Below are 26,276 nucleotides of genomic sequence, written 5' to 3' on the forward strand. Positions count from 1 at the left end.
TCAGTAAAGTCGTTCCTGCCACGCGGCGGGCGCGAGCCAGGTGATCTGGTCGGGCGATCGGGCGTCGATCGCACCGTTCTTCACGGCAGCAAGCACGGCCTGCTGCATGGCGTTCCAGCTGTCGGCGGCCGCGCCTATGCGCGCGCCGAGCCGGTTGTTGTGCGCATCCATCGCACGGGCCGCGTTGCCCTGTCCGTCGTCCTCCATCACCGCCGTCACCCAGTCCACGCAACGCGGAGACAGTGTGTAGGCGACGATGGCGCTGGCGAGCGAGTGGCGGTACGCATCGGCCGGGCCGTTGCGACCGCCGGGCAAACCCACGGCGAAGAACTGCGAGTACGTGGCCACCAGCACGAACGCCGGATAGGCGCCCAGCACCACCGCGAGAACGAAAACCTTGCGCCAGTGGCGCTTCCCGCGGATCGGCTTGGTGGCCGTGTCGCTCACTTGGCCTGCTGCATCGAGGCGACGAACCGGTCGAACAGCGGCGCCACGTCGTGCGGGCCCGGGCTGGCTTCCGGATGGCCCTGGAAGCTGAAGGCCGGCGCGTCGGTGAGCTCGATGCCCTGGTTGGTGCCATCGAACAGCGAACGGTGGATCACGCGCACGTTCGCCGGCAGCGTCGCTTCGTCGACGGCGAAGCCGTGGTTCTGCGAGGTGATCATCACGCGCTTGGTGTCGAGGTCCTGCACCGGATGGTTCGCGCCGTGGTGGCCGTGGCCCATCTTCACCGTCTGCGCGCCGGCGGCCAGCGCCAGCAGCTGGTGGCCCAGGCAGATGCCGAAGGTCGGGATCTTGGCCGCGATGAATTCCTTGATGGCCGCGATGGCGTAATCGCACGGCGCCGGATCGCCCGGGCCGTTGGACAGGAACACGCCGTCGGGCTTGAGCGCGAAGACCTCCGACGCGGGCGTCTGCGCCGGCACGACCGTGAGTTTGCAGCCACGCTCGGCCAGCATGCGCAGGATGTTGTGCTTCACGCCGTAGTCGTAGGCGACGACGTGGAACTTCGGATCGGCCTTCACGAACTCGTTGCGGTCCAGGTCGAGCTGGCCGTCGCGCCACTCGTAGCGCTCGCGCGTGGTGACTTCCTTCGCCAGGTCCATGCCCTTCAGGCCGGGGAACTTGCGGGCGGCTTCAAGCGCCTTGTCGACGTCGAGGCGCTCTCCAGGAGCCGCGCCGGCCATCAGCGCACCGTTCTGCGCGCCCTTCTCGCGCAGGATGCGCGTGAGCTTGCGGGTGTCGATGTCGGCGATGGCGACGATGCCGCGGGCCTTGAGCCACTCCGGCAGCGACACCTGGCTGCGCCAGTTGCTCGGACGACGCGGGACGTTGCGAACGATCAGGCCGGCGGCCCAGGCGCGTGCTGCCTCGTCGTCCTGATCGGTGCAACCGGTATTGCCGATGTGCGGATACGTCAGGGTCACCAGCTGTCGTGCGTACGACGGGTCGGTGAGGATTTCCTGATAGCCGGTGATGGCCGTGTTGAATACGACTTCGCCGACCGAAAGGCCGGGCGCGCCTACGGAAACGCCCTCGAAGAGGGTTCCGTCTTCGAGCGCGAGGATTGCGGGTTGGGTCACGGGGATCGCCTTGGCTGCCGGGGGGTGCTGACCCTTCCCGTCGCGCAGACACCGGCAAAACCGGCTTGCAGCAAAGCGCGGACGCGGTGCGGGACCGGTCCGACGGAAGGGGTTCAGGCGAGCCGGAATTCTAGCGGCCCAAGGCCGGTAACGCCAGCGTCATCTGCGCCGGAAGCGTCAATCTGACGGATTCCGGCAAGCTCGTTCAGGCGAGCAGATCGCGCAGGCGGTAGCGCCCCGGGGCGCGCCCGGCCAGCTTCGCGGCCGCGTGAAGGGCGCCGCGGGCAAAGATGTCGCGGTTGGTGGCGCGGTGGATCAGCTCGATCCGCTCGCCCGGGGCCGTGAACTGCACCAGGTGCTCGCCGACGATGTCGCCGGCCCGCAACGACGCATAGCGCGGATTCGCCCCACCCTGCCCTGCGCTCGCGCCCAGCGCCAGCGCGGTGCCGGAGGGCGCGTCCTTCTTGTGCACGTGGTGCGATTCCACGATGTCGCAGTCCCAGCCCGGCAGCGCCTGCGCGGCCCGTTCGACCAGTTCGCTCAGGATCGCCACGCCCAGGCTAAAGTTCGCCGCCCACAGCAGCGCGATGCGCTGTGACGCGCCATCGAGCGCGGCGCGTTGAGGCTCTTCCAGTCCGGTCGTGCCCGACACGAGCGCCGCGCCACGTTCCTCGCACAGCGCCAGGATCGGATCGAAACCCTGCGGCAGGCTGAAGTCGATGGCGACATCGAACGCGGGCACGCCGTGCAGTTCGGACACGGCGAAATGCGGCACGCCTTCGACCACGCGCTGCGCCGGCTGCGAACGCGATACGGCAGCCACGACCGTCACGTCCTCGCGCTCCGCTGACAGGCGCAGCAACGCCTGGCCCATGCGCCCGGAGGAACCGTGGATGAGGATGCGGACCGGATTCGTCGTCGTGTTCATGCGCGCAGGCTAATCGTCGCGCGCGTGCGCGACAAGCGCGCGGGTGCATGCCGCGTCATCACGCCGTCGCTGGCGTAATGGGCACCTCTTCCTTCACCGTGCATCGACACCGCGCTGATGCCGCACGGCACGCTGCTCATCGGTGAATCCTTTTCGCCCTGGACCCAGAAGGCGCGTTGGGCGCTGGAACGGTGCGGCGTGCCCTTCGACTATCGCGAATACACCCCGACTCTGAGCGAGCCCGGGCTGCGCTGGCGCCTGCGGCAATGGAACGGCCCGGTGTCCGTGCCCGTGCTGATCGTGGGGCGAGACGCGATACGCGGGTCGTGGGACATCGCCCGGCATGCGGCCACGGTGGCGGGCGACGCGCGGCTGGGTGCGTTCGACGCCATCGCGCCCTGGAACGACCTCAGCGAAGCCGCCCTCGCCGAAGCCCGCAGCCGCGTCGTGCGCGGCGTACTGGCGGATCCGGCCGCGCTGGACGAAGCCAGTGCCGCGGTGGTGCCGGCACCGCTGCTTCGCCCGTTGCGGTTCGTGGCGCGCGACGCGACGCGTCGTCTGGATCGGAAGTACCGGCATCTGAGCCGGCAAGGTGCTTTGCGATTCGCGCTCGATCGAACGCGCGCAGGCTTGCACGCGCGTGGCGGCGATTTCCTGCTGGGAACGTTCGGCTACGCCGACATCGCGATGGCCGTGGTGCTCGAAGCCGTCGCGCCGATCGCGCGCACCGAACCGCCGCTCGGCCCGGCCACGCGTCGCTGCTGGAGCGACGCGGTACTGGCGGAAGAATTCAGCGATCTGCTGGCGTGGCGCGATCGCCTGGCGGCATCGCCGGCGACCACGTACTCGCAGTTGATCGGCCGCTCGCTACGAAGCGCATGAGCGGCCCGACGCCTCAGGACGTCATGCGGTCCCAGAAGCCCTTCACACCGTCGAGGAAGGTGGAGGCGCGCGGCGAATGGCGGCGTGCGCCGTCGCCGACGAAGGTGGCCTCGAACTTCTCCAGCAACTCGCGCTGCTCGGTGGTGAGGTTCACCGGTGTTTCCACCACGACGCGGCAGTACAGGTCGCCGGGCTTGCGGCTGCGAACGGACTTCACGCCGCGGTCGCGCAAGCGGAACAGCTTGCCGGTCTGAGTTTCGGCCGGGATGCGCAGTTCGACCTCGCCATCCAGCGTGGGCACGCGGATGTTGTCGCCCAGCGCCGCCTGGGCGATGCGCACGGGCACTTCGCAATGCAGGTCGTCGCCGTCGCGCTGGAAGATCTCGTGTTCGCGCACGCGCACGTCCACGTACAGGTCGCCCGGCGGCGAACCGGCCGGACCGGCCTCGCCTTCGCCGCCCAGGCGGATGCGGTCGCCGTTGTCGACGCCGGCGGGAATCTTCACCTGCAGCGTCTTGGTGCGCTCCACGCGGCCCTGGCCGTTGCAGTCCGCGCAAGGATTGGGAATCGTCTTGCCGCGCCCGCCGCAGTGCGGGCACGCCTGCTGCATCGAGAAGATGCCGCGCTGGAAACGCACCTGGCCACGACCGTGGCAGGTTTCGCAGGTCTCCAGCTTGCCGTCGGCCGAGCCGCTGCCGTCGCAGGTCGCGCACTCGTCGAGCGTGGGGATCTCGATCTGCTTCTCGGTGCCGCCGACGGCTTCTTCCAGCGACAGCTCCATCACGTAACCGATGTCCGCGCCGCGACGCGGGCCGCGCTGGGCGCCGCCACCGAAGATGTTGCCGAAGATGTCGCCGAAGATGTCGCCCATGTCGGCGTAACCGGCACCGCCGCCACCGCCGCCCATGCCGTGCTCGAACGCGGCATGGCCGTGCTGGTCGTAGGCGCGCCGACGGTTGGCGTCGGAGAGCACTTCGTAGGCTTCCTTGCACTCCTTGAACGCGGCTTCCGCGGCGGCGTCGCCGGGATTGCGGTCGGGATGGTGCTTCATCGCGCAGCGGCGATAGGCCTTCTTCAGGTCTTCGTCGCTGGCGTCGCGGGCCACGCCCAGTACTTCGTAATAGTCGCGTTTGCTCATGGAGCCGGGATTCGTGATTCGGGATTCGGGATTCGTAACGGCAAGAGGCTAGACACAGGAAAGGGATTCGGAACCGGACGCATGCTTTCCGAATCCCGAATCCCTATTCCCGAATCCCGGCCTTACTTCTTGTCGTCTTTGACTTCGGTGAACTCGGCGTCGACCACGTCGTCGGACTTGGCGCCGCCCTGCGGACCGGCACCGGCACCGGCGTCCGGACCGCCCGGCTGGCCGGCCGAAGCCGCGGCGAACAGCGACTGCGCGGCCTCTTCCAGGACCTTCGACTTGGCCTCGATCTGGGCCTTGTCGTCGCCCTTCATCGCCGTCTCCAGTTCGGCGATCGCGCCTTCGGTGCGGCCGATCACGTCGCCCGGCACCTTATCGCCGTTGTCCTTGATCGCGCTGCGCGCGGTGTGGATCAGCGCGTCGGCGTGGTTGCGGGCCTGGACCAGCTCGTGGAACTTCTGGTCTTCCTCGCGGTGGGTTTCCGCATCGGCGACCATCTTGGCGATTTCGTCCTCGGACAGACCCGAGCCGGCCTTGATTTCGACCTTCTGCTCCTTGTTGGTCTTCTTGTCCTTGGCCGACACGTGCAGGATGCCGTTGGCGTCGATGTCGAAGGACACTTCCACCTGCGGCATGCCGCGCGGCGAGGGCTCGATGCCGGTCAGATCGAAGCGGGCCAGCGACTTGTTGTAGCGGGCCTGCTCGCGCTCACCCTGCAGCACGTGCACGGTCACGGCCGACTGGTTGTCCTCGGCGGTGGAGAACACCTGCGAGGCCTTGGTCGGGATGGTGGTGTTCTTCTCGATGATCTTGGTGAACACGCCGCCCAGCGTTTCGATGCCCAACGACAGCGGGGTCACGTCGAGCAGCAGCACATCCTTGACGTCGCCGGCGAGCACGCCGCCCTGGATCGCGGCGCCCAGCGCCACGGCCTCGTCGGGGTTGACGTCCTTGCGCGGTTCCTTGCCGAAGAACTCGGCCACCGCCGTCTGCACCTTCGGCATGCGGGTCTGGCCGCCGACCAGGATCACCTCGCTGATCTCGCTGGCGCGCAGGCCGGCGTCGTTCAGCGCGATGCGGCACGGTTCGATCGTGCGCTTGACCAGGTCATCCACCAGCGCTTCGAGCTTGGCGCGGGTGAGCTTGATGTTCAGGTGCTTCGGGCCCGAGGCGTCGGCCGTCACGTACGGCAGGTTCACTTCGGTCTGCTGCGCGCTGGACAGTTCGATCTTGGCGCGCTCGGCGGCGTCCTTCAGGCGCTGCAGGGCCAGCGGGTCCTTGCGCAGGTCGATGCCCTGGTCCTTCTGGAACTCCTCGACCAAATAGTCGATGACGCGCTTGTCGAAGTCTTCGCCGCCCAGGAACGTGTCGCCGTTGGTCGACAGCACTTCGACCTGCATTTCGCCGTCGACGGAGGCGATCTCGATGATCGACACGTCGAACGTGCCGCCGCCCAGATCGTAGACGGCGATCTTGCGGTCGCCGCCCTTCTTGTCCATGCCGTAGGCCAGCGCGGCCGCGGTGGGCTCGTTGATGATGCGCTTGACGTCCAGGCCGGCAATCTTGCCCGCGTCCTTGGTCGCCTGGCGCTGGCTGTCGTTGAAGTACGCCGGCACGGTGATGACCGCCTCGGTGACGGTCTCGCCCAGGTAGGCTTCGGCGGTCTTCTTCATCTTGGCCAGCACTTCGGCCGAGATCTGCTGCGAGGCCATCATCTTGCCTTCGGCCGTCTCGACCCACGCATCGCCGTTGTCGTGCGAGGTGATCTTGTACGGCACCAGGCCGATGTCCTTCTGCACTTCGGCGTCGGTGAACTTGCGGCCGATGAGGCGCTTGACGGCGAAGAAGGTGTTCTTCGGATTGGTGACGGCCTGGCGCTTGGCGCTGGCGCCGACGAGGACTTCGCCGTCCTTGGTGAAGGCGACGATGGACGGGGTGGTGCGATCGCCCTCGGCGTTCTCGATGACGCGCGCCTTGCCGCCTTCCATGATGGCCACGCACGAATTGGTCGTGCCCAGGTCGATACCGATGATCTTGCCCATGGTGTTGCTCCCTCTCTGATCTTTTGACTGTGCGGCGGCCGGGGCCGCCTGCTTGAAGGTGTGTGCGGCGTCGTTCGCCGATGTGCGTTATCTGGGGGGCTCGCGGCCCTGCTTCAAGGCGTCAGTCGTGCTTGGCCACGACCACCAGCGCCGGGCGCAGGAGGCGTTCGTTCAGCAGCCAGCCCTTCTGGTAGACCTGAACCACGTTGCCCGGCGCGTGGCCGGCGGCCTCCACCATGCTCATCGCCTGGTGCTTGTCCGGGTCGAACGGCTGGCCGACCGGATCGACCATCACCAGGCCGTTGTCGCCGGCCACCTTCAGCAGTTGGCGCAGCGTGAGCTCCATGCCTTCGCGCAGATGCGCGGCGGTATCGGCCTGCACGGCCAGTCCGGCCTCGAGGCTGTCGATCACCGGCAGCAGTTCGCCCAGCAGGCGTTCGTTGGCGAACTTGCGCGCCATGTCGACCTCGCGCGCCATGCGCTTGCGCTGGTTCTCCAGCTCGGCGCGCTCGCGCAGCGTGTCCTCGCGCAGTTGCGCGAGTTCGGCCTGGGCGGCCTCGAGCTGGGCGGCGAGCGAGGCGTCGGCTTCATCGCCGGGGGCCGTGTCGGGGGTCTGATTGGGTTCGCCGGAAGTGGTACTGGCAGTCATGCGGTGCTCCATCCCTGCGCCAAGGGCGCTCAAACAATGCGGAAAACCGCGCTCAAAGGCGCGTCAGGGCAGCAATGGGGCCTGCCTTCGCGCTTTCAAGCCGGCTCAGGGGTAGACGATCAGGACAAGGCGGGCCGGCCAGCGCCGGGGGCGCTCGGGACGGTGGCTCAGGAATCCGGGTGCAGCGCCGCGCCCAGCGCGTCCGCGGCGGCCTGCACCACCGGGATCACGCGCTCGTAGGCCATGCGGGTCGGGCCGATCACGCCCAGCACGCCCAGCACCGTGCCGCTGCCGGCCGCAACATAGGGCGCCGTCACCAGCGACATGCCCTCCAGCGGCGCCATCCCCGTTTCCTCGCCGATGAAAATGCGAACGCCGGGCGCCTGCACGGTGCGCTCCAGCAGTTGGAGGATCTCGCGCTTGCGGGAGAAGGCTTCGAACAGGTCGCGCAGGCGGTCCAGGTCGGCCAGCTCCTGTACGCCCATCAGCCGGGTCTGGCCGGCCAGCACCATGTCGTCGCCGCCGGGTGCGAGCGCCTGTTCGGCCAGTTCGACCGACTGGGCCAGCAGCACCTGCATCTCGCTCTGCGCGCTGCGCAGCTCGTGGACCAGCGTGGCGCGGATGTCCGCCACCGTGCGTCCGGCGAAATGCGCATTGAGGTAGTTGGCCACGCGCTCCAGCTCGCTTGCATCGAAGGGCCGCCGCGTCAGCACGATGCGGTTCTGCACTTCGTTGTCGGCGAAGACGAGGATGGCCAGCACGCGGGCGCCGTCCAAAGGCACGAAGTCGATGCGGCGGAAGGCGAACTGCTCGCGCCGCGGAACGCTGACCACGCCGACGAAATGGGTCATTGCCGACAGCAGCTCCGACGCACTGCCCAGCAGGGCCTGCGTACCGGAGCCGGTGGGCAGCTCTCCGCGCAGGCGCGCCATTTCGGACTCCGGCAACGGTCGGACCTGCAGCAGCGAATCGACGAAGAGCCGGTAGCCCTGTGGTGTCGGCACCCGCCCTGCCGAGGCGTGCGGCGCACTGAGCAGCCCCGCGTCCTCCAGGTCGGCGAGGATGTTGCGGATCGTCGCCGGGCTCACGTCCAGCCCCGCATGCCGCGCCAGCGTCTGCGAGCCCACCGGCTCACCGCTGCGGATGTAGCGACCGATCAGGGTCCGCAGCAATTGGCGTGCGCGCGGGTCGAGGCTGGGATCGGCGGGTTTGCGGCTCATGTAGGCGATATAGGCCGGCGCCGGCAGCGACGCAAGTCGGGGGCGGGAATCGGGAATTCGGGATTCGGGATTCGGGATTCGGGATTCGGGATTCGGGATTCGGGATTCGGGATTCGGGATTCGGGATTCGGGATTCGGGATTCGGGATTCGGGATTCGGGATTCGGGATTCGGGATTCGGGAAAGCGTCTCCGAAGCCGTCATCCCGGCGAAGGCCGGGACCCAGGCCCGCACCCTCGCAGCCACGAGGTCGTCATCCCCGCGAAGGCGGGGATCCAACTGTCCGATCCATCACACCCTCCGTCGAGCGCGACACGCCGTCGCCGTGATGACGCCTTCGTCGGGCCAGCACAAAGCGGCACCCATCCCGAATCCCACCAATCTCCGCCCCTGAGACGCCCCACCGCTATCAAGCCGCAACCCACACAGGGCACAATCGCGGTCCGATGCTCGTCCACCTTTCCCTCAAGCAATTCGCCGTCGTCAGCGAGGCCGAACTCGGCTTCGGGCCCGGCCTGACCGTCATCTCCGGCGAGACCGGCGCCGGCAAGTCGCTGCTCGTCGATGCGCTGGGCCTGATCTCCGGCCTGCGCGCCGACAGCGGCGTGGTCCGCCACGGCGCCGACCGCGCCGAACTGGTCGCCGAATTCGCCCTCCACGACGTCCCGCTCGCCGCCGCCTGGCTGCGCGAAAACGAACTCGACGAGGACGAGGCCTGCCAGATCCGCCGCGTGATCCGCGCCGATGGCGGTTCGCGCGCCTGGGTCAACGGGCGTCCGGTGACCTTGGGCCAGCTCGGCGAACTGGCCGCGCTGCTGGTGGAGATCCACGGCCAGCACGAACACCAGGCCCTGCTCTCACGCCCCAGCCAGCTCGCCCTGCTCGACGCCTTCGGCCGTACCGACGCCGAGCGCCGCGCGGTCGAAACCGCTGCCGCCCGCTGGAATGCCCTGCTCGCGGAGCGCGATGCGCTGTCCGCCCAGGGCGACGTCTCCGATCGCATCGACTGGCTGGAGCACCAGCACGCCGAACTCGATCGCGAGGAACTCGAACCCGAGTCCATCGCACGTTTGCAGGCCGACCACCGCCGCCATGCGCACGCCGCCGGCCTGATCGCCGCCTGCGACGGCGCGTTCGCCCAACTCGGCGGCGAGGAAGGCCCGTCGCTGTCGCGCAATCTCCAGCATGTGCGCTCGGACCTGCAGCGCGTGGCCGAACACGAACCCCGCCTGTCCGAAGTCGACGCAATGCTCGACGCGGCCGCGATCCAGGTGGACGAGGCGCTGGCGCTGCTGGACCGCGTTCGCAGCGACCTGGACCTGGACCCCTCCGCATTCGAAGCGATCGAACATCGCATCGGCCGCCTGCACGAGCTGGCGCGCAAGCACCGCGTCACGCCCGAACAACTGGCCGCCCAACGCGACGCCATCGCCACCGAGCTCGACGCCCTGCGCGGCGCCGGCGTGCGCCTGGTCAAGCTGGACGGCGAGATCGACGCCGCCCGCCGCGCCTGGCGCGAAGTCGCCGACGTGCTGAGCGCGCGCCGTCGCGACGCCGCCGCGCACCTGGCCGGCAGCACCACCGCCCTGATCGCCGAACTGGGCATGGGCGGCGGACGTTTCGACGTCGTCCTGGAACCGCAGGACGGCGACCGTCCCGATCCGCAGGGCGCCGAGCGCGTGGAATTCATGGTCGCCGCCAACCCCGGCCAGCCAGCCCGCCCGCTGCGCAAGGTGGCCTCGGGCGGCGAACTGTCGCGCATCTCGCTGGCCATCGAAGTGGCCGCGCTGGGCCTGGATACCGTGGCGACGATGGTGTTCGACGAGGTCGACACCGGCATCGGCGGCGCGGTGGCCGAAATCGTCGGCCAGAAGCTGCGTGCGCTGGGCGCGACCCGCCAGGTGCTGTGCGTGACCCATCTGCCGCAGGTGGCCGCACAGGGCCACGCGCACTATCGCGTGAGCAAGGCCGCCAGCGAAGGCGTCACCCAGAGCGCCGTGCAGTCGCTCAACGCCAAGCAGCGCGAGGAAGAACTGGCGCGCATGCTCGGCGGCGTCGAACTCACGCGCGAGGCGCGTGCGGCGGCGAAGCGGTTGCTGGCGGATGTGGTTTGAAGCGGGATTCGGGATTCGGAGCAAGGCTGCGCCATGTTGACTCCGTCATTCCCGCGGAGGCGGGAATCCATGCGTCCGCCACAATTCCGGCCTACTGCGACGTTGACGCACGCGAGCCTGGATCCCCGCCTTCGCGGGGATGACATCCTCAAACGTAGGATTCACTTGCGCACATGAAAAAGCCCGCCGATGGCGGGCTTTTTCATGCGCTTGCCAATCCCGAATCCCGAATATCCAATCCCGGCCTTCAGCGCTTCTTCCGCACGTACAACACGAGCGAATGCTCCTCGATGTCGTACCCGTGCTTGGCGGCGATCTTTCGCTGCAGCTCCTCGATCTCCGGGCTTTCGAACTCGATGATCTTGCCGCTGTCCACGTCGACCATGTGGTCGTGATGGTGGCCGCGGTCCAGTTCGTACACGGACTGGCCGGCTTCGAAGTTGTGCTTGAGCACCAGGCCCGCCGCCTCGAACTGCGTCAGCACGCGGTACACCGTGGCCAGGCCGATGTCCTCGCCATGCTCCAGGAGATGGCGGTAGATGTCTTCGGCGGTCATGTGCCGCGGCTTGGACTGCTCCAGCAGCTCCAGGATCCGCATGCGCGGATGGGTGACCTTGAGACCGGCCTTGCGGAGTTCTTGCGATTCCATGATGGTCCCTCAACGGTGCGGCGCGACCGGTGGCGCCGGAACGGCGGATGAACACGGCCGACTGGGCCGGGCTCCTCGCTTGGTGGATTCGTCCTTCAGTGTATCATCGCGACGTTATCCGCCCGTCGCAGACCCCGATGCCGAAGCACACGACGTACAAGCTCCTGCTGGTCCTTTCCATCGCCATGGTCACCGGCGGCTGCGGCATCCTCTATAAGCAGCCGATCTACCAGGGCAACCTGCTGGAGAAGGCGAACGTCGACCAGCTGCAGACCGGCATGAGCAAGCAGCAGGTCACGCTCCTGCTGGGCTCGCCGTCGATCGAGGATCCGTTCCACCACGATCGCTGGGACTACGCCAGCACCCAGCGCACCGACCGCCGCGGCCGCACCGAGAAGAAGAACCTCACGCTGTGGTTCGAGAACGACAGCCTGACGAAGTGGGAAGGCGACTACTTCCCCGAGCAGGACGAGCAGCTGGCCAAGCAGACCGTCAAGCAGTTCGGCCGCAACCTGCCGAAGGAAAAGGACAAGCGCCGCGGCCGCTGACCGGTCGCGCCGCTGCCCTACACGAAACCCCGGCTACGGCCGGGGTTTTGTTTTGGACTCCGCGCGACGCCGCCGCGCATCCTTGGGATCGGCCTGTAACGCACGCAGCAGTTCCAGCCGGTCGCCGTCGTGGAGCACCGTGTCGGGCGCCACGCGCACGCCGAACACCGCATGGCCCACCGTGCCGTCGTCGTCGCCCCATCCCGTCGCCGCGAGCGCCTGCGCGACGGTCGCGCCATCGGGCAGCTCCAGACTCACGGCCTCGAATCGCCGCGGCCAGGCGCGGACGACTTCGATCCTCACGCGTCTTCCCCCCGGTCGGCCACGCGTACGAAGTCGTCGACCATGCGATCGGCCAGTCCCTGGAAGCCCACCGCCATGGCCGGCCCCAGCAGTTTCACCTTCGGCTCGAAGGTCAGCGTCAGCGTGACCTTGCACGCCGATTCGTCCAGGGCGTGGAACTCCCAGCGTCCGCCCAGGCTCTGGAACGGCCCGTCGATCAGCTTCAGGTCGATGTGGTGCGGCGGGCTGGACGTGTTCTCGGTGACGAACCACGTGCGCAACGCACCAAAGCCGATATCGAGCCGAGCGACCATCCGGTTCTCGCCCTCCTCCAGCACCTGCGAGCCTTCACACCAGGCGAAACGGCGTGGATAGGCGGCCACGTCGTTGACCAGCGCGAACATGCGCGCGGCGGAGTGCTCGACGAGGGCGGAACGGCGGATGGTCTGCATGCGGCGGGGTCCGAAGGCCTGGTGTCGCGCGCGAGCCCCGCTTTTCGGGGACAATGGCGCGATGTCCAAGAATTCCAACAACAAGACTGGCAAGGATAAGGGAAAGGGCGCCGCTGGCGGCACCATCGCGCTCAACAAGCGCGCCCGTCACGAGTACCAGCTCGAAGAGAAGTTCGAGGCCGGCCTGGCCCTGCAGGGCTGGGAGCTGAAAGCCATCCGCGCCGGCCGCGCCAACATCGTCGACGCCTACGCCGTCGTGCTCCACGGCGAGCTGTTCCTGATCGGCGCGCAGATCACGCCGCTGATCTCCGCCTCCACCCACGTCGTCGCCAACGACCGCCGCACCCGCAAGCTGCTGCTGCACCGGCACGAGATCGACAACCTCGTCGGCCGCATCCAGCGCGACGGCTACACCGTGGTGCCCACCGCGTTGTACTGGAAGGGCAACAAGGTCAAGGCCGAAGTCGCGCTCGCCAAGGGCAAGCAGGCGCACGACAAGCGCGAGGCGAGCAAGGAACGCGACTGGCAGCGCGAGAAGCAGCGCGTGATGCGCAAGCACAACAAAGATGCTTGATCCGAGCCCCTCTCCCACCGGGAGAGGGGGTGGCGGCGAAGTGTTGCGGGCCCGGGTCGCCGGAACGGTGATTGGAGGCTCCGTCCACCGACGGGAACGTCCGCGATTCCCGCTTTCACGGGAATGACGAGCCAAAGGACGTGAGCGTTACCTACTCCCCCAGCTTCTCCCGCGGCAGCGTGAACCAGAACGTCGCGCCCTTCCCCACTTCGCCTACCGCACGGATGCTGCCGCCGTGGCGTTCGACGATGCGCTTGACCGACGCCAGGCCAATGCCGTGCCCGGCGAAGTCGTCGTTGTGGTGCAGCCGCTGGAACGGCCGGAACAGCTTGTCGACGTAGGCCTGCGAGAAGCCCGCGCCGTTGTCGCGCACGAAGTACTCCAGCCCCTGCTCCGTCGGCACGGCGCCGAACTCGATGCGCGCATCGAGCCGATCACGCGTGAACTTCCACGCGTTGCCGAGCAGATTGCCCAGCAGGTTGCGCAGCAACGGCGCATCGCCGATCACGAACAACTCCGGCTGGATCTCCACCTCGACCTGCCGCCGGCTGTCGCCCACGCGCAGCTCCTCGATCACCTCGCCCGCCAGTCGGCTCAGGTCCACGCGCTCCAGGCGCAGTTCGCCGCGGCTCACGCGCGACATCTTCAGCAGCGCGTCGATCAGCTCGCCCATGCGCCCGGCGGCGCGGCGCACGCGCACGAGGTACGAGCGCCCCGTCTCGTCCATGCCGGTCGTATGGCGCTCGATCAGGATGCGGCTGAAGCCGTCGATCGCCCGCAGCGGCGCGCGCAGATCGTGCGAGACGCTGTAGGCGAACGCCTCCAGTTCCTGGTTGGCCTGGCTCAGCTCGCGCGTACGCAACGCCACGCGCGCCTCCAGGGTGCGGTTGAGTGCATGCACGCGCGCTTCGGCGCGCAGGCGCTCGGTGACGTCTTCCACCTGCACCAGCCCGGCGATGTCCTGCCCCACGTTGCCCGGCACCGGCGAATAGGTCAGCTGCGCCTGGCGCGGCTCGCCGCCTTCGCGATGCAGCCGTCGCGTGGCGCGGTGCACGCCCTGCGCGTCGGTGGTGCCCTGCCCGTGCGCGATCATCTCCGGCTCGTCGCTCTCGAACAGCCCGTCGAAGCGCCGCCCTTCCAGCGCTTCGGGCGTGAGGCCGACGATGCTCGCCAGTGCGGGATTGGCCTCGACGATGTGGCCCTCGCTGTCGAGCAGCGCCTTGCCGATCGCCGAATAGCGCATCGCGCTGCGAAAGCGCTGCTCGCTGCGACGAAAGTCTTCCGTCATGCGCACGGCGATCCGGTACGCCTGCGCCTCGGTGCGGGCGAGCATCCACGCGATGGCATACAACAGCAGCGAGGAGAACAGCCCCAGCGCCAGCAAATTCTGCAGGCCCTGAAGGCGCGGCGCCGCCACCGCCAGTGGCGGCGATTCGAACTCCACGCGCCAGTGCCGGCCGTACAGTTCGAAGGTGCTGTCGTGGCGGAATGCCGGCGGCGGACGATCACGCGGCGCGGAGGTGGCGAACAGCAGACGGTTCTCGCCATCGGTGGCGTCGAACACGCGGAAGTGGTTTTCGTTGCGCATCGCGCCCAGCGCATTGCGCACGAAGCCGTCCATGCGCACCGGCACGTACACCCAGCCCTGGATTTCCGCGCGTCGATTGGTGACCGTCGCCGGCCGGGCGCCGCCGCGGTACACCGGCAGGTACAGCAGCAGTCCGGTGCTGCGCAGCGGACCGTCCTGGATGAGGTGCACCGGCCCCGACAACGTGGCGTTGCCGCTTTCCATCGCCCGCGTCATGGCCTGGTTGCGGATGGGCTCGGAGTACATGTCGAAGCCGATCGCCCCGACGTTGGCCGGCGTCTTCGGCTCCAGGTAGAGGATCGGCCCGTAATCGCGGCGTTGCCCGCGCGGCCAGACTTCCAGCATGCCGTGGCCGGCCTCGCGCCACTCCAGTTGCAGATCCGCCAGGCGCGTGGCGGGCACGAACTCGGCGAACCCCAAGCCGACCATGCCCGGGAAGCGCCGCTGCAGATCCATGCCATCCACGTACGCCTGCCATTGCACCGGCGACGGCCGCGGTCGCGTCACCGAGGCGAACATCGACACGCCGCCGCGCGCCACCAACTCGTACTTGGTCATGCCCTGGCGCAGCAGCTCGGTGACCTCGGCGGTCTTGCTGATGAACTCCGCCTCGGCCGCACGCAGCTCGCGTTCGCGCGCCGCACGCCATGCCGTGAACACCAGCACCAGCGAGCCCACGAGCACGATCAGCGCGAGCAGATATCCGCGACGCGGCGAGAGTTCGGACAGGTCGGGCGTGCGGACTTCGCGAACGGCCTCGGGGCTCATGCCGCCAGCATACAGGGCCGAGACTTCCTCGCATTCAGCCCGGTCCGGCACCCGCCGCGCCCGGTCATTCCGCTGGCGGATTCCGAGGCCGGGGCGCCCGCGCCGAACGCCGCACGCCCGACAAGCCCAGCAACTCGATCGCGTCCACGCGAAATCCGCAGGCCCGCGCCATCAGCAGGGCACGTTTGCGCGTCGTCACAAAGCCGCACCTTCGCATGCGACGCAGCATTTCGGTGCTGACGCCGGCGGCGGCGGCAGCAATCTGGCAGGAGGGGAAACAAGCCACATAACGATCGACCGGGTTGGCCGAGATATCCGTATCTGTCTTCATGCCGCATTGGATACCACCGCAAGTTGGCTCAATCAACAACCAAAAGATGGCTGCGTTTCGCGTTCTGTGCGCAACAATAAGTTGGAGCTCACGCACCTCGCGTGTGCGTCCGCCAAGACCGCATCCGAGCGTTGAACATGCCGAAATCGCAATACACACAGTTCTCCGATCGACTCCACCACGCCTGGGACCTGGCGGGCCTCCCGCAAGGTGACAGCCGTACCGGCGCGGTCGCCGAACGCTATGAAGTCAGCCGGGAATCGGCCCGCAAATGGGGCCTGGGCAAGTCGATCCCGAGGACGCAACGGCTGCGCACCATAGCGGTGGAATCAGGCGTCAACTACGACTGGCTCTCCACCGGGCGAGGCGAGATCATGAGTTCGGAGCAGTCAGTGCGCGAGCCGCCGAGCGAGTACGAGAGCTCCGTCATGGTGCGCTTGAATGCAGCGATTAGGAAACTTTCTCTGGAGAGGCAACTGGCCCTGCTGCAACTGCTCGAAGGCTAGCGCTGACGCCGCTCAACGGCCGCCACGACGCCCGACAGTTGCGTCGTGCGGCAACCCGCACATGCTTGTGTGTCGTATGGCCTGCGCAACAATGGGTTGTGGACGCGCGCCGGCTCGCTCGCGTCTGGCACTCATCGCAACCGAGCGTAGGGACATGCCGCAAGGACGACACAAAGATTTCGCACGCCGGCTCAACACCGCCTGGGATTTCGCAGGATTTCCGCGGGCCCGCCGACGCATCGGCGCCATCGCCGAGCACTACAACGTCAGCCGCGAGACGGCGCGCAAGTGGTGCCAGGGCCTGGCGATTCCCAAGTACGAACGCCTGAGCGTGATGGCCGTGCAGATGGGCATCAGCTCCGAATGGCTCTCCACCGGTCGCGGGGCCATGGAAAGCAACGACCTGGGCATACGCGAAGGCGCCACCAAGTACGACAACGCCGAGGAAGTCCGTCTGGTCGGCCTGGTCCGCAAGCTCACACGCAGAAGGCAGCGCGCCCTGCTGCAGTTGCTGGAAGAAGAGCACTGAACCCGGCCGTACCGGATTGAACCCCCGCAAACGGCGCGGACCGTGGCCCTTGTGGCGGCGGGCTTCGCCCCTATACTGGTCGAGTCAGCGAGAGCTGTCCCCGGGGGTGCACTGGCTTCGACGGGGGTCGCGAAATCGCCTGGCGCATGCCGAGGGGGTAGCTTTCCTCGTAAATCCAGCTGCAAACTTCTAGTTGCCAACGACGACAACTACGCTCTGGCCGCTTAAGGCCTAAGCCCCGAAACTGCTTGTGTCCGTGCTCGCAGCGTAGGGTCATCATCACGGAATCGCCGGGGGCGGTTGCCTGTCAGCCCCTGGTTAACCCAAAACAGGCTGGTTCCTGGATGCGCTTTGCGCGCCGTGCTGTCCAGGGGCGAGATCCAACGGAGCGCTAAGCATGTAGTGCCGGGGATGGAGTGCCTTCGGACGGGGGTTCAATTCCCCCCACCTCCACCATCTTCAAAGCGTCAAACCTGCGCCCTGCAAGGCCCTGCCTTGCGGGGCGCTGTGTTTCCGGGGGGGCGCATGCCATCGGCGCATCAAACCGCGCACCGCTTTAGGACTTATCTGATGGGACCGCAAACGCCGGTTCCGGATGCTCGCAGTGACTCCGTTACGGACACGCCCATGCACCAGGCCCGCCGACTCGCCGGTACCGAGCTGACCCAGACCGAACGCTTTGCCCTGCTGGCGTTGCGTCATCGCAACCAGTTGTTCCGCTGGGAACGCGAGCTGATGGCACCACAGACGATGCAGCGCCTCGGGGCGCTGGGGCTGGTGGCGTTCGAAGGCAACGAATGGGAGCCGACGTTGATGGGATCGGAGTTGATCGCCCGCCTCTCCGGGCACGATCTGACGTCCATCGCCTTGCCGGATCTGATGGCCCGCCTCCGGGGTGCGTCGACCTAAGCCACCTCGCCAGGTCAGCCCGTCACGCGCCGGCTGCGTCGCAGCAGCTTCAACGCAGCCTGCTCCCATTGGCGCTCACCGCGCGCGACGGCGACGGCGCGCTGCAAACGTCCGTCCTCCCAACACTCGAACACCGCCGGGTCGATGTACGACTTTCGACAGACCGCCGGCGTGTTGCCTAGCAGGTGCGCCACCTGCGCGATGACTTCATTGCGCACGGCGGGAATCGCGGTGACCTTGGGCTCGCCGTCCTCGCGCAGCGGTATCTCGCACGCGGCGAGCAGGCGGATCGCCAGCAACGTGCCGCCCCAGGTGCGAAAGTCCTTCGCAGTGAAATCCTCGCCCATCGTCTCGCGCAGGTAGTCGTTGACCATGCCCGAGTCCACGGGCTGGCGCTGCCCGTCGTCGTCGATGTACTGGAACAGCATCTGGCCGGGCAGCTGCTGGCACCGCCGCATCAGGCGCGTGAGCCGCGCATCGTCGAGCACGACGTCGTGCTGCAATCCACCCTTGCCACGAAAATGCAGATGGGCGCGACCGCCGCGAAGGAATTCGACGTGGCGGTTGCGCAGCGTGGTCAGCCCGTAGGAGCGATTGCCGCGCGCGTACTCGGCGTTGCCGATGCGCAGCAGCGTGTCGGCCAGCACCGATACGACGATGGCGAGCACTTTCTCGCGACCGAATCCCTCGCGCGCCAGATCGCGACGCAGTGCGCGGCGCAGCTTCGGCAAGGCCGCGGCGAAGGCGACGATGCGGTCGAACTTGCGTGCATCGCGCACTTGTTTCCAGCGCGGGTGGTAACGGTACTGTTTGCGGCCGCGCGCGTCGCGACCTGAGGCCTGGAGGTGGCCGTTGGCGCGACGGCAGATCCACACGTCGCGGTAGGCGGGCGGAATCGCAAGCGCGCGGATGCGCGACAGCGTGGTCGCGTCGCGAACGCTGCGACCCTCGGCGTCCAGATAGCGGAAGCCTTTGCCGGCACGCTGCCGACGCAGGCCGGGCTCCTCGTCGCTGACGTAAACCAGCCCACCATCGCTGGCGGAGGCGGCGGCGGCGTCCTGGGGCGGGCCGTTGCGGCTCGAATGTGGCATGGCCGCAGCATCCCGAGGCGCGCATCAAGATCGCGTCGCGACATGAACCGTTGTCGACACCGCGCATCGTCACCGGGGATCGGCGACCATGCCGCATGGCCTTCGTGCGCAGTTCCGGACCCGAGCAGACCCGCGGTGCCAGCGAAGGCGCCTGCCATCTCTATGTGCTGCCCTGCGCCTTCGAGGATCTGCTGAAGCTGGGCTTCTCGCGACAACCGCTGGAGCGCATGCAGGCGCTGCACTCGCGCTTCTTCGAATTCTTCGACCTCGACCGCGCCTTGCTGGTGGAAACCGAAACCGTGCGCGACGCGCGACGGCTGGAACTCGAACTCCACCATCGTCTCATCGATCACAGCGCCCCTGCCCCGCTCACCGTGCGCGTGCAGGCGGCCGGACACACGGAGTGGTATCGCGGCGCGTATGCCCGGCTCGCGCAGGAAGTCGCGGCGCTCGGCGAACGAGGTCACATCGTGCATGCGCCGTTGCGCGGCTGGCTCCAGGCGCAGCTGCGTGGGCGCGTGCAGGCGCTCTACGGCTGGGGCATGCGCGTGCTGGAGAGTGTGGAAGGCGAACCCGCCTACCTGGATCAGCTGCCGGCATTGCGCGCCTTGCGGCAGCAGGTGCTGGACGTGCTCGATGCGCATACCGCCGCAGGGATCGAAGTTGCCGAGCATCTGCCCGAGGCGCTGGCGCGGTGGTATGCGGGGCGCCTGGAGTGACGGGCGGCAAGGGAGCGTGTTGAACGCGAGCGCGGTTATTTTCGTCCGGCGGGGAGCGGTTCTTCGTCGTGCCGATAGGCCGGCGGGTAATAGAAGTTGACCGTCTTCAGCAGCGTGCGGCCCGTGTTGCGCACTTCATGCCGCTCGCCGCGTTCGATCACCAGCAAACTGCCCGCCTTCAGCGCTTTCCGTCGGCCTTCCACGATTGCCAGCCCGCTGCCGGACACCACGTAAAGCCACTGGTCCGCACCACGATGCCGGTTGTCCGGGCCGCCTTCGCGGTCGCCCGGCGCAATGACCATCTCGGCCGCCTGCACCTTGCGCACCTCGAACGCGACCCGGAATCCCTTTCCGAAACGAAACCGCTTGTGCTTCATGCGCCGCGTCAGCGGGCGCGGCCACGCGTGAACAGATTGACGATCGCCAACAGCACCACGGCGCCGAGCAGCGACAGCAGCAGGCCGCCGATGCTGAAATTGCCGTCGTTGATGTCGCCTCCGCCCAGGCCCAGCACGCCGCCGAGCCAGCCGCCGATGAAGGCACCGATGATGCCGACGACGATGTTGAGGATGATGCCCTGCTGCGCGTCACGACGCATGATGAGGCTGGCGAGCCAGCCGACGATGCCGCCCACGATCAACCAGATGATGATGCCCATGCCCGTTCTCCACTCCTGACCTCAGGTGCCGCGGATCGTAGGAGCGGGCTTGTGATCGGCGCGTGTGGGGTGCCGGGTTGCGTCGTGACGGCTTCTACACAGCGTCGCCACCACCGTGGCCGGATGGACTGGATGCTGCAATTGCTCGTTCTGCGCGACGCCGCCATCGCCATGGCGCTTGGCGGCGTGATCGGCTTTGAGCGCGAACTGAAGAACCGCCCCGCCGGCTTCCGCACGCACATGCTGGTGGGAGGCGCAGCGGCGCTGCTGGTCGGGCTGGGGCAACTGGTGATCGCCGACCATCGCCTGGGCAGCGAACTGCGCCTGACCATCGACCCGCTTCGTCTGGTGGAGGCCGTCGTGGCCGGCGTGTCCTTCATCGGCGCGGGCACGATCTTCGCGCAGCGCGGATCGCAGGTGGTCGTGGGCATCACCACCGCCGCGTCGATCCTGATGGTGGCGGTGATCGGTGTGATGTGCGGCTTCCGTTACCACCTGCTGGCGGGCTTTGCGACCGCGCTGACGCTGCTGGTGCTGACCGTGATCGCCCGGGTCGAACGACGCATGATGCCCGGCGAAAACCACGACGAGCCGCCCAAGCGCGATTGATGGCGAATGACGCCAGCCAGGCCTCACGGATTCTTAGCATCGCGCACCTATGCTGACGCTCATTCGCGTCCGGCGTGACGCAGCGATGGCGTGGAGGCGACCATGGCGCAAGGCAACCGCAACCTCGGCGCACCGCCGCCCGATGCGCAGGAGCGGCGGCTGGAGCATACGAACGAGAACCTCGACGAAGCGCTGGAGGAAACCTTTCCCGCCAGCGATCCGGTCTCGCCGTTCGTGCCTGCATTGGAGCCGGAGTGAATGCGCGAGTCGCTGCCCGCGCCGCCGTCGCTGTCGGCGATGCCACGCGCACGCGCGGACGGCATGAATCCGCACGGGCTGGCGCGCACCGGCCGCATCCTGCGGTTCCTCATGCGCTATCGCGGCACCGGCGTGTTCACGGGCCTGGACTTGCGCTCGTCGGTGCCGGTGATCGGCGAAGTCGACGTCGCCGACCAACGTCCCGAACAGTTCGTCAAGGATCTTGAAGCACTCGGACCGACCTTCATCAAACTCGGCCAGGCCCTGTCCACGCGTCCCGATCTGGTGCCCGCGCCCTACCTCGCGGCGCTGGCGCGCACGCAGAGCCAGGTGACACCGGTCGAGTTCGATGCGATCCGCACGCAGGTCGAAACCTCGCTGGAAAGACCCATCGCCGAGGTCTTCGCCTGGTTCGATCCCGCGCCGTTGGGCTCGGCCTCGCTGGCGCAGGTGCATCGTGCGCGACTGCTCGACGGCCGCCCCGTCGCCGTCAAGGTGCAGCGCCCCGGCATCGCCGAAGAAGTCCGGCAGGACCTGTCCGTGCTCGACTCCATCGCCACCGGCGTGGATCACACCACCGGGCTGGGCCAGCGCGTGCGCTTCTCCGACTGGGTGCACGAGTTCCGCAAGGCGCTGGTGGGCGAGCTGGACTACACGCTGGAAGCGGCCAATCTGGAGCGCTTTTCCGAACACCTCGCCGCATATCCCGACCTGCTCATCCCGCGCCCCGTGTGGCCGCTCACGCGCACGCGCGTGCTGGTGATGGACCTGGTCAACGGCGATCCGCTCGACTCGCACGTGCATTTGCGCATGCGGCCCGACGCGCTGGAACGCCTGTGCGAATCGCTGCTGCGCGGCTACCTCGACCAGATGTTCGTGCATGGCGAGATCCATGCCGATCCGCATCCGGGCAACCTGCTGCTCACCGACGACGGACGGCTTGCCGTGATCGACCTGGGGATGGTCGTGCACCTGCCGCCGCGCCAGCGCACGCGGTTGCTCAAGTTGATGTTCTCCTCGGTGGAAGGTCGCGGCGACGATGCGGCCGATGAAGTGATCGCACTCGGCACGCGCCTGGAAACCTTCGACGAGGAGCGCTACCTGCGCGAATCCGGTCAGCTCATCGCCCGCTACGCCGCGCACGCCGGGCTCAAAGATCATTCCGAAGGCCGTCTGATGCTCGACCTCACCCGCATCGGCGCGATGTGCGGGCTGCGCACGCCGCCGGAGCTGAGTCTGCTCGGTCGCACGCTGTTGCATCTGGAAGGCGTGTGCCGTCTGCTGGCGCCGCAGCTCAACGTGCAGAAGGTGATCGAAAGCCACATGCCGCAGATGATTTCCGCGCAGATCCGGCGGTCGCTGTCGATGCCGGCGCTCGCCGTGGAAGCGGTGGAATTGCAGGGCCTGGTGCAGGATGCGCCGCGCAAGCTCTCTTCGGTGCTGTCGTTGCTCGCGGAGAACCGACTGCAGGTGCGCATCACCGGGCTGCAGGAATCGCGGCTGATGGAAAACCTGCAGAAGATCGCCAACCGCATCGCTGCGGGCGTGGTCGTGGCGGCGCTGATCCTGGCCTCGGCGATGCTGCTGCGCGGCAGCGGTACCGGCGCACCGAACCGCTACGAGTGGCTGGCGCTGGTGCTGTTCCTGGTCGCCACCGCGCTGGGACTGGCGCTGGTGGTCAGCGCGCTGCTGCGCGATCGCAAGGCCAAGCCGCGCGAGGAACGCGGGCCGCGCACATGAGCACGGCCCGCGCGCGAGGGGGCGTCAGGCCGCCTGGTTGATGCGGATGTGGTTGCCGGCCGGATCGCGGAACGCGCAGTCGCGAACGCCGTAGGGTTGGTCGGTCGGCTCCTGGATGACCTCCGCGCCGCGTGCCTGCAGCTTCTCGAACACGCCGTCCAAGTCCTGCGTCGCCAGGATGATCATCGCGTAGGTGCCCTTGGCCATCATCTCGGCGATGGTGTGGCGCTCGTCGTCGGTCAGGCCGGGCGTCGCGCCGGGCGGGTGCAGCACGATCGAGGTCTCCGGCTGGCCCTTCGGACCGACGGTGATCCAGTGCCGGCCGCCGTACTCGACCTCCTTGCGGACCTCGAAACCGAGTGCGTCGCGGTAGAACGCCAGCGATTCGGCAGGGTCGTTGTGCGGCAGGAAAGTCGAGTGCAGGGTGATGTCCATGGCGGTTGCTCCGCGGGTGGGGAAGTCCACGGGCTCAGTCTAGTTGCGGCTCCGCGGCGGGCGCTTCTCGATTCCTGATCGGTCGCGTCACCTGTCGTTCCACGCAGGCCGGCATGCCCTCGGCGATGCGCGCCTGCTCGCGCTTGTACGCGCCCGGCGGCATCCCCACCAGCTCGGCGAACCGCGTGCTGAAGGTGCCCAGCGACGCGCAGCCGACTTCGAAGCACACGTCCGTCACGCTCAGGTCGCCGCGCCGCAGCAGCGCCATCGCGCGCTCGATGCGCCGCGTCATCAGGTAGCTGTAAGGCGATTCGCCGAACGCCAGCTTGAACTGCCGGCTCAGGTGCCCGGCCGACATGTGCACGCCGCGCGCCAGCGCCTCCACGTCGAGCGGTTGCGCGTACTCGCGATCGATCCGGTCGCGCACGCGGCGAAGACGGACGAGGTCGCGCAGGTATTGGGGATCAGGGTGAGTTCCGTTCACCCGCGCGATCGTGTCATGGCGCCTTGCGGTGCTCAAGCGGCGCAGGCCGTGCGGCGCATTCACGCGGAATGTGCGCGCGCTTCACGCCCGGCGAATCGGGCCGGTGCCATGGTTGGTGTTTCGGAACCCGCCCCTGGAGCATGCCCCATGAAAGTCGCCGACATCATGACCACCGACGTCTTCCTCACCGCGCCCAACCGCAGCATCCGCGAGGCCGCCGAGACCATGCACCGCATGGACGTGGGCAGCCTGCCGGTGGGCGACGGCGACCGGCTGGTCGGCATGGTCACCGACCGCGACATCACCATCCGCGCCGTGGCGCGGGGCATGGCCGCCGACACGCCCGTGCGCGACGTGATGACGCAAGACATCCGCTACTGCTTCGAGGATGAGGACGTGGACGATGTAGCGCGCAACATGGCCGACCTGAAAGTGCGTCGCCTGCCGGTGATCAACCGCGACAAGCGACTGGTCGGTTTCGTCTCGCTGGCGGACTTCGCCCACGGTGCCGATGACAGCGCCTCGGAGGAGTTGCTCAAGGGCGTTGCGACGCCGCATTGACGCAACGGCACGCCGTGCGCGGCCGCGCGTCGCGGCGCGCACCGCCGTAATCGGAACGCAGATCGGCCGCACCCATCGCCATGCAGGAAAAACGCCTGCGCGTGCTGGTCACCGGCGCGACCGGACTGGTCGGCGCCGCCGTGGTCGAGGCCCTGCTTCGCCGCGGGCATGACGTGCTGCCCGCCACGCGGGACACGGCGCACGCGCTGCGCCGTTGGCCGGGCCGGCGAGCGATTGCGGCGGACTTCACCTTCGACGTGGAGCCCGCGGCGTGGTTGCCGCGCCTGGTAGGCGTGGACGCGGTCGTCAACGCGGTCGGCATCTTCCGCGAGCACGGCGGCGAAACCTTCCGCTCGATGCACGAAACCGCGCCAAAGGCCCTGTTCGAAGCCTGCGCGATGGCGCGCGTGCGGCGCGTGGTGCAGATCTCCGCGCTGGGCGCCGACCTGCGCGCCGAAACCGGCTTCCATCGCAGCAAGCGCGTGGCGGACCAGGCGTTGCTCGCGTTGCCCCTGGAGGGCTGCGTGGTGCGGCCTTCGGTGGTGTTCGCGCCCGATGGTGCGAGCACGCAGTTGTTCCTGGGCTGGGCCAGCCTGCCGTGGTTGCCGCTGCCGGACGAAGGCGAGCAGCGCATCCAGCCGCTGCATCTGGACGATCTGGCCGAGGCCGTGGCCGCGCTGGTCGAAGGCGACACCGTGCCGCACGTGCTCGACGCCGTCGGTCCGGCGGCGTTGAGTCTGCGCGCCTACCTGGGCGCCTTGCGCGCGCAGCTCGGGCTTCCGGTCACACGGACCGTGCAGGTGCCCGGCCATTGGCTGAACAGCGGCGCGCGCCTGCTGCAACGCGGCGCGCGGCATGGATTCGCCACCGACACGCTGCGCATGCTCGCGCGATGGAACGCGGGCGACGCGGAGGCGATCACCGCATTGCTCGGCCGGCCGCCGCGCGATGTGACGCATTTCATCGCACCCGAACACGCACGCACGCTACTCACCTTCGCGCGGCTCCACTGGCTGTTGCCGATGCTGCGTCTGTCGATCGCGATCGTCTGGCTGGGCGCGGGGCTGGTGACACTGGGGCCGTACCCGATCGCCGATTCACTCGCACTGCTTCCACGCGAGGGGCTGCCGTCGGTGCTGGCGCGCGGCGCGCTGCACACGGTTGCGGCGGTGGACATCCTGCTCGGCCTGTCGATGCTGTGGCCACCGCCGCGCTGGCTGCTGAAGTTGCAGGCCGCGGTCATCGTGGCTTACACCGTAGTCCTCGGCATCGCCGTGCCGGCGCTATGGCTGCACCCGCTGGCGCCTTTGCTGAAGAACCTTCCCATCCTCGCCGGCCTGGCACTCCTGCACGAACTGCACGACCGCGATCTGCGCGCCACGCGTTGATTCCACAGCGTCATCACGCGGGATCGGCCGAGGGCGTCCCTGCCCTCGCCTTCCCTCCCCTTCAACCGTCGTGCTTCAACGAACCGCGCATCAGCGGATCATGGCAAAGCCGAAACGCGGTTCCGGGTCCATCCCGCGCGGCGCGTTGCGCTCGGACAGGCGCGTCCACGCCGCCATCGCCACGGGCAAGGCCTCGTCCCAGTCCAGGCGCGAGGATCCGCGCACCCGTGCATAACTCAGCTGCAGGCTGTCGGCCATCTCGTCGAAATCCTGGCCGTGCCCGCGCAGGTACGCGTCCAGCCCGAGCTTCAGCGCCGGAAGATAGTCCTCGCCGCGAAAGCGCGGCACGTAGTTGCGGTAGTGACGCATCCAGTGCGCGATCTCCTCGTCCATGTCCACCGCTTCCACCACCGTGGAATGTTCCCCGTAATGCAGCCTCGCGTTCATCATTTCTCTCCCTGCCGTCATGTCTGTGCGTCGAAGGCGTGTCCGCTGCGACAAATCGGGCGCGGACATCAAAGCGATAGCAACTCCTGTGCCAAGGTGCCGGCGGTGTCGCAGCAGCGCGAAGGCGTCGTGAAAGATCTGCGCACGATCGCGCAAGGCGAACATCGCGCACGTGCGCATGCGCCACGA

At 68.0% G+C, this 26,276-nt stretch carries 32 protein-coding genes and 1 other RNA gene; 14 read left to right on the forward strand and 19 right to left on the reverse strand.

Going from position 1 to position 26,276, the window contains the following annotated elements:
• The 4 genes from JI752_RS17555 to JI752_RS17570 form a co-directional block, all read right to left on the reverse strand.
• On the reverse strand, positions 1-423 hold the full coding sequence (locus tag JI752_RS17555; RefSeq protein ID WP_216966716.1) for a hypothetical protein: 423 nt from the start codon (positions 421-423) through the stop codon (positions 1-3).
• A gap of 20 nt (positions 424-443) precedes the next feature.
• Positions 444-1,583 (reverse strand): glutamine-hydrolyzing carbamoyl-phosphate synthase small subunit, encoded by a 1,140-nt coding sequence (gene carA / locus JI752_RS17560; RefSeq protein ID WP_216966546.1) that lies wholly within the window; start codon positions 1,581-1,583, stop codon positions 444-446.
• Between the two features lie 205 nt (positions 1,584-1,788).
• Complete coding sequence (dapB, locus tag JI752_RS17565; protein WP_216966548.1) at positions 1,789-2,511, reverse strand: 4-hydroxy-tetrahydrodipicolinate reductase; 723 nt, start codon at positions 2,509-2,511, stop codon at positions 1,789-1,791.
• Positions 2,508-2,651, reverse strand: a complete 144-nt coding sequence (locus tag JI752_RS17570; RefSeq protein ID WP_216966550.1) for a hypothetical protein — start codon at positions 2,649-2,651, stop codon at positions 2,508-2,510. The genes dapB and JI752_RS17570 overlap by 4 nt, the downstream gene beginning before the upstream one ends.
• Between JI752_RS17570 and JI752_RS17575 the strand changes: the two genes are divergently transcribed.
• Complete coding sequence (locus tag JI752_RS17575) at positions 2,629-3,393, forward strand: glutathione S-transferase N-terminal domain-containing protein (protein ID WP_216966552.1); 765 nt, start codon at positions 2,629-2,631, stop codon at positions 3,391-3,393. The two genes, JI752_RS17570 and JI752_RS17575, sit on opposite strands and share 23 nt — an antisense overlap.
• Positions 3,394-3,406: 13 nt before the next feature.
• Here the strand turns inward: JI752_RS17575 and dnaJ are convergent, their stop codons facing one another.
• From dnaJ to hrcA, 4 genes are all read right to left on the reverse strand, one after another.
• A complete protein-coding gene (gene dnaJ, locus JI752_RS17580; RefSeq protein ID WP_216966554.1) occupies positions 3,407-4,531 on the reverse strand; it encodes a molecular chaperone DnaJ in 1,125 nt (374 codons plus the stop codon).
• A 122-nt stretch (positions 4,532-4,653) separates the two neighbouring features.
• Positions 4,654-6,579, reverse strand: coding sequence for a molecular chaperone DnaK (gene dnaK / locus JI752_RS17585; RefSeq protein WP_216966555.1), 1,926 nt, complete (start codon positions 6,577-6,579; stop codon positions 4,654-4,656).
• Between the two features lie 121 nt (positions 6,580-6,700).
• The gene (gene grpE / locus JI752_RS17590; protein ID WP_216966558.1) at positions 6,701-7,228 is read right to left on the reverse strand and encodes a nucleotide exchange factor GrpE; all 528 of its coding nucleotides are present in this window, start codon (positions 7,226-7,228) and stop codon (positions 6,701-6,703) included.
• 167 nt (positions 7,229-7,395) lie between these two features.
• The gene (gene hrcA, locus JI752_RS17595; protein WP_216966560.1) at positions 7,396-8,448 is read right to left on the reverse strand and encodes a heat-inducible transcriptional repressor HrcA; all 1,053 of its coding nucleotides are present in this window, start codon (positions 8,446-8,448) and stop codon (positions 7,396-7,398) included.
• A 445-nt stretch (positions 8,449-8,893) separates the two neighbouring features.
• On the opposite strand from hrcA, the gene recN reads away from it, so the two are divergent.
• Positions 8,894-10,561 (forward strand): DNA repair protein RecN, encoded by a 1,668-nt coding sequence (gene recN, locus JI752_RS17600; RefSeq protein ID WP_216966562.1) that lies wholly within the window; start codon positions 8,894-8,896, stop codon positions 10,559-10,561.
• Between the two features lie 247 nt (positions 10,562-10,808).
• On the opposite strand, the gene fur is transcribed toward recN, so the two are convergent.
• On the reverse strand, positions 10,809-11,210 hold the full coding sequence (gene fur, locus JI752_RS17605) for a ferric iron uptake transcriptional regulator (protein WP_216966564.1): 402 nt from the start codon (positions 11,208-11,210) through the stop codon (positions 10,809-10,811).
• A gap of 137 nt (positions 11,211-11,347) precedes the next feature.
• Between fur and bamE the strand changes: the two genes are divergently transcribed.
• The gene (gene bamE / locus JI752_RS17610; RefSeq protein ID WP_216966566.1) at positions 11,348-11,758 is read left to right on the forward strand and encodes an outer membrane protein assembly factor BamE; all 411 of its coding nucleotides are present in this window, start codon (positions 11,348-11,350) and stop codon (positions 11,756-11,758) included.
• Positions 11,759-11,791: 33 nt separating this feature from the next.
• Here the strand turns inward: bamE and JI752_RS17615 are convergent, their stop codons facing one another.
• Together JI752_RS17615 and JI752_RS17620 are read right to left on the reverse strand one after the other, a co-directional pair.
• Entirely contained in the window at positions 11,792-12,061 is a 270-nt protein-coding gene (locus tag JI752_RS17615) for an RnfH family protein (RefSeq protein WP_216966568.1), read from the reverse strand.
• Positions 12,058-12,492: a type II toxin-antitoxin system RatA family toxin gene (locus JI752_RS17620; protein WP_216966570.1), complete on the reverse strand. Its 435-nt coding sequence runs from the start codon at positions 12,490-12,492 to the stop codon at positions 12,058-12,060. Before JI752_RS17620 ends, JI752_RS17615 begins: the two co-directional genes overlap by 4 nt.
• A gap of 61 nt (positions 12,493-12,553) precedes the next feature.
• On the opposite strand from JI752_RS17620, the gene smpB reads away from it, so the two are divergent.
• Positions 12,554-13,066, forward strand: a complete 513-nt coding sequence (gene smpB, locus JI752_RS17625; protein ID WP_216966572.1) for an SsrA-binding protein SmpB — start codon at positions 12,554-12,556, stop codon at positions 13,064-13,066.
• A gap of 151 nt (positions 13,067-13,217) precedes the next feature.
• Here the strand turns inward: smpB and JI752_RS17630 are convergent, their stop codons facing one another.
• Together JI752_RS17630 and JI752_RS17635 are read right to left on the reverse strand one after the other, a co-directional pair.
• Positions 13,218-15,422 carry a CHASE domain-containing protein gene (locus JI752_RS17630; RefSeq protein WP_216966574.1) on the reverse strand — a complete coding sequence of 735 codons (2,205 nt, stop codon included), beginning with the start codon at positions 15,420-15,422 and terminating at the stop codon, positions 13,218-13,220.
• A gap of 64 nt (positions 15,423-15,486) precedes the next feature.
• Positions 15,487-15,753: a hypothetical protein gene (locus JI752_RS17635; protein WP_216966577.1), complete on the reverse strand. Its 267-nt coding sequence runs from the start codon at positions 15,751-15,753 to the stop codon at positions 15,487-15,489.
• A gap of 137 nt (positions 15,754-15,890) precedes the next feature.
• Here JI752_RS17635 and JI752_RS17640 point away from each other — a divergent pair, with 137 nt between their 5' ends.
• From JI752_RS17640 to JI752_RS17655, 4 genes are all read left to right on the forward strand, one after another.
• The gene (locus JI752_RS17640; RefSeq protein WP_216966578.1) at positions 15,891-16,259 is read left to right on the forward strand and encodes a DNA-binding protein; all 369 of its coding nucleotides are present in this window, start codon (positions 15,891-15,893) and stop codon (positions 16,257-16,259) included.
• A gap of 154 nt (positions 16,260-16,413) precedes the next feature.
• Positions 16,414-16,788 (forward strand): hypothetical protein, encoded by a 375-nt coding sequence (locus JI752_RS17645; RefSeq protein WP_216966580.1) that lies wholly within the window; start codon positions 16,414-16,416, stop codon positions 16,786-16,788.
• Between the two features lie 102 nt (positions 16,789-16,890).
• Positions 16,891-17,244, forward strand: a transfer-messenger RNA (tmRNA) gene (gene ssrA, locus JI752_RS17650).
• Between the two features lie 171 nt (positions 17,245-17,415).
• Positions 17,416-17,697: a hypothetical protein gene (locus JI752_RS17655; RefSeq protein ID WP_216966582.1), complete on the forward strand. Its 282-nt coding sequence runs from the start codon at positions 17,416-17,418 to the stop codon at positions 17,695-17,697.
• Between the two features lie 14 nt (positions 17,698-17,711).
• On the opposite strand, the gene JI752_RS17660 is transcribed toward JI752_RS17655, so the two are convergent.
• A complete protein-coding gene (locus JI752_RS17660) occupies positions 17,712-18,788 on the reverse strand; it encodes a DNA topoisomerase IB (protein WP_216966583.1) in 1,077 nt (358 codons plus the stop codon).
• Positions 18,789-18,883: 95 nt separating this feature from the next.
• Here JI752_RS17660 and JI752_RS17665 point away from each other — a divergent pair, with 95 nt between their 5' ends.
• Entirely contained in the window at positions 18,884-19,507 is a 624-nt protein-coding gene (locus JI752_RS17665) for a GIY-YIG nuclease family protein (RefSeq protein ID WP_216966585.1), read from the forward strand.
• Positions 19,508-19,542: 35 nt separating this feature from the next.
• Here the strand turns inward: JI752_RS17665 and JI752_RS17670 are convergent, their stop codons facing one another.
• Positions 19,543-19,884 (reverse strand): cupin domain-containing protein, encoded by a 342-nt coding sequence (locus tag JI752_RS17670; protein WP_216966587.1) that lies wholly within the window; start codon positions 19,882-19,884, stop codon positions 19,543-19,545.
• Between the two features lie 8 nt (positions 19,885-19,892).
• Positions 19,893-20,165, reverse strand: coding sequence for a GlsB/YeaQ/YmgE family stress response membrane protein (locus tag JI752_RS17675; RefSeq protein ID WP_216966589.1), 273 nt, complete (start codon positions 20,163-20,165; stop codon positions 19,893-19,895).
• Positions 20,166-20,297: 132 nt separating this feature from the next.
• Between JI752_RS17675 and JI752_RS17680 the strand changes: the two genes are divergently transcribed.
• From JI752_RS17680 to JI752_RS17690, 3 genes are all read left to right on the forward strand, one after another.
• On the forward strand, positions 20,298-20,774 hold the full coding sequence (locus JI752_RS17680; RefSeq protein ID WP_254201121.1) for an MgtC/SapB family protein: 477 nt from the start codon (positions 20,298-20,300) through the stop codon (positions 20,772-20,774).
• Between the two features lie 102 nt (positions 20,775-20,876).
• Entirely contained in the window at positions 20,877-21,032 is a 156-nt protein-coding gene (locus JI752_RS17685; protein ID WP_216966591.1) for a hypothetical protein, read from the forward strand.
• The gene (locus tag JI752_RS17690; protein WP_254201124.1) at positions 21,033-22,772 is read left to right on the forward strand and encodes an AarF/UbiB family protein; all 1,740 of its coding nucleotides are present in this window, start codon (positions 21,033-21,035) and stop codon (positions 22,770-22,772) included.
• A gap of 24 nt (positions 22,773-22,796) precedes the next feature.
• Here JI752_RS17690 and JI752_RS17695 read toward each other — a convergent pair whose 3' ends face one another.
• The gene (locus JI752_RS17695) at positions 22,797-23,207 is read right to left on the reverse strand and encodes a VOC family protein (RefSeq protein ID WP_216966593.1); all 411 of its coding nucleotides are present in this window, start codon (positions 23,205-23,207) and stop codon (positions 22,797-22,799) included.
• A 34-nt stretch (positions 23,208-23,241) separates the two neighbouring features.
• The gene (locus JI752_RS17700) at positions 23,242-23,691 is read right to left on the reverse strand and encodes a helix-turn-helix transcriptional regulator (protein WP_216966595.1); all 450 of its coding nucleotides are present in this window, start codon (positions 23,689-23,691) and stop codon (positions 23,242-23,244) included.
• A 147-nt stretch (positions 23,692-23,838) separates the two neighbouring features.
• On the opposite strand from JI752_RS17700, the gene JI752_RS17705 reads away from it, so the two are divergent.
• Both JI752_RS17705 and JI752_RS17710 read left to right on the forward strand, forming a co-directional pair.
• Positions 23,839-24,252: a CBS domain-containing protein gene (locus JI752_RS17705; protein ID WP_216966597.1), complete on the forward strand. Its 414-nt coding sequence runs from the start codon at positions 23,839-23,841 to the stop codon at positions 24,250-24,252.
• An 80-nt stretch (positions 24,253-24,332) separates the two neighbouring features.
• Positions 24,333-25,640: an SDR family oxidoreductase gene (locus JI752_RS17710; RefSeq protein WP_216966599.1), complete on the forward strand. Its 1,308-nt coding sequence runs from the start codon at positions 24,333-24,335 to the stop codon at positions 25,638-25,640.
• A 90-nt stretch (positions 25,641-25,730) separates the two neighbouring features.
• On the opposite strand, the gene JI752_RS17715 is transcribed toward JI752_RS17710, so the two are convergent.
• Positions 25,731-26,087, reverse strand: coding sequence for a hypothetical protein (locus tag JI752_RS17715; RefSeq protein ID WP_216966601.1), 357 nt, complete (start codon positions 26,085-26,087; stop codon positions 25,731-25,733).
• Positions 26,088-26,276 lie beyond the last annotated feature (189 nt).

Origin of the sequence: Lysobacter sp. MMG2 (genome assembly GCF_016735495.2) — a bacterium.
GTDB lineage: Bacteria > Pseudomonadota > Gammaproteobacteria > Xanthomonadales > Xanthomonadaceae > Lysobacter_J.

Excerpts from the sequence above, each read along its gene's own strand:
- dapB (WP_216966548.1), bottom strand. The coding sequence starts at position 2,511 with ATGAACACGACGACGAATCCGGTCCGCATCCTCATCCACGGTTCCTCC.
- JI752_RS17575 (WP_216966552.1), top strand. The coding sequence starts at position 2,629 with ATGCCGCACGGCACGCTGCTCATCGGTGAATCCTTTTCGCCCTGGACC.
- JI752_RS17570 (WP_216966550.1), bottom strand. The coding sequence starts at position 2,651 with ATGAGCAGCGTGCCGTGCGGCATCAGCGCGGTGTCGATGCACGGTGAA.
- dnaJ (WP_216966554.1), bottom strand. The coding sequence starts at position 4,531 with ATGAGCAAACGCGACTATTACGAAGTACTGGGCGTGGCCCGCGACGCC.
- dnaK (WP_216966555.1), bottom strand. The coding sequence starts at position 6,579 with ATGGGCAAGATCATCGGTATCGACCTGGGCACGACCAATTCGTGCGTG.
- grpE (WP_216966558.1), bottom strand. The coding sequence starts at position 7,228 with ATGACTGCCAGTACCACTTCCGGCGAACCCAATCAGACCCCCGACACG.
- hrcA (WP_216966560.1), bottom strand. The coding sequence starts at position 8,448 with ATGAGCCGCAAACCCGCCGATCCCAGCCTCGACCCGCGCGCACGCCAA.
- recN (WP_216966562.1), top strand. The coding sequence starts at position 8,894 with ATGCTCGTCCACCTTTCCCTCAAGCAATTCGCCGTCGTCAGCGAGGCC.
- fur (WP_216966564.1), bottom strand. The coding sequence starts at position 11,210 with ATGGAATCGCAAGAACTCCGCAAGGCCGGTCTCAAGGTCACCCATCCG.
- bamE (WP_216966566.1), top strand. The coding sequence starts at position 11,348 with ATGCCGAAGCACACGACGTACAAGCTCCTGCTGGTCCTTTCCATCGCC.
- JI752_RS17620 (WP_216966570.1), bottom strand. The coding sequence starts at position 12,492 with ATGCAGACCATCCGCCGTTCCGCCCTCGTCGAGCACTCCGCCGCGCGC.
- smpB (WP_216966572.1), top strand. The coding sequence starts at position 12,554 with ATGTCCAAGAATTCCAACAACAAGACTGGCAAGGATAAGGGAAAGGGC.
- JI752_RS17630 (WP_216966574.1), bottom strand. The coding sequence starts at position 15,422 with ATGAGCCCCGAGGCCGTTCGCGAAGTCCGCACGCCCGACCTGTCCGAA.
- JI752_RS17635 (WP_216966577.1), bottom strand. The coding sequence starts at position 15,753 with ATGAAGACAGATACGGATATCTCGGCCAACCCGGTCGATCGTTATGTG.
- JI752_RS17640 (WP_216966578.1), top strand. The coding sequence starts at position 15,891 with ATGCCGAAATCGCAATACACACAGTTCTCCGATCGACTCCACCACGCC.
- JI752_RS17645 (WP_216966580.1), top strand. The coding sequence starts at position 16,414 with ATGCCGCAAGGACGACACAAAGATTTCGCACGCCGGCTCAACACCGCC.
- JI752_RS17655 (WP_216966582.1), top strand. The coding sequence starts at position 17,416 with ATGCACCAGGCCCGCCGACTCGCCGGTACCGAGCTGACCCAGACCGAA.
- JI752_RS17660 (WP_216966583.1), bottom strand. The coding sequence starts at position 18,788 with ATGCCACATTCGAGCCGCAACGGCCCGCCCCAGGACGCCGCCGCCGCC.
- JI752_RS17665 (WP_216966585.1), top strand. The coding sequence starts at position 18,884 with ATGGCCTTCGTGCGCAGTTCCGGACCCGAGCAGACCCGCGGTGCCAGC.
- JI752_RS17670 (WP_216966587.1), bottom strand. The coding sequence starts at position 19,884 with ATGAAGCACAAGCGGTTTCGTTTCGGAAAGGGATTCCGGGTCGCGTTC.
- JI752_RS17675 (WP_216966589.1), bottom strand. The coding sequence starts at position 20,165 with ATGGGCATCATCATCTGGTTGATCGTGGGCGGCATCGTCGGCTGGCTC.
- JI752_RS17680 (WP_254201121.1), top strand. The coding sequence starts at position 20,298 with ATGCTGCAATTGCTCGTTCTGCGCGACGCCGCCATCGCCATGGCGCTT.
- JI752_RS17685 (WP_216966591.1), top strand. The coding sequence starts at position 20,877 with ATGGCGCAAGGCAACCGCAACCTCGGCGCACCGCCGCCCGATGCGCAG.
- JI752_RS17690 (WP_254201124.1), top strand. The coding sequence starts at position 21,033 with ATGCGCGAGTCGCTGCCCGCGCCGCCGTCGCTGTCGGCGATGCCACGC.
- JI752_RS17695 (WP_216966593.1), bottom strand. The coding sequence starts at position 23,207 with ATGGACATCACCCTGCACTCGACTTTCCTGCCGCACAACGACCCTGCC.
- JI752_RS17705 (WP_216966597.1), top strand. The coding sequence starts at position 23,839 with ATGAAAGTCGCCGACATCATGACCACCGACGTCTTCCTCACCGCGCCC.
- JI752_RS17710 (WP_216966599.1), top strand. The coding sequence starts at position 24,333 with ATGCAGGAAAAACGCCTGCGCGTGCTGGTCACCGGCGCGACCGGACTG.
- JI752_RS17715 (WP_216966601.1), bottom strand. The coding sequence starts at position 26,087 with ATGAACGCGAGGCTGCATTACGGGGAACATTCCACGGTGGTGGAAGCG.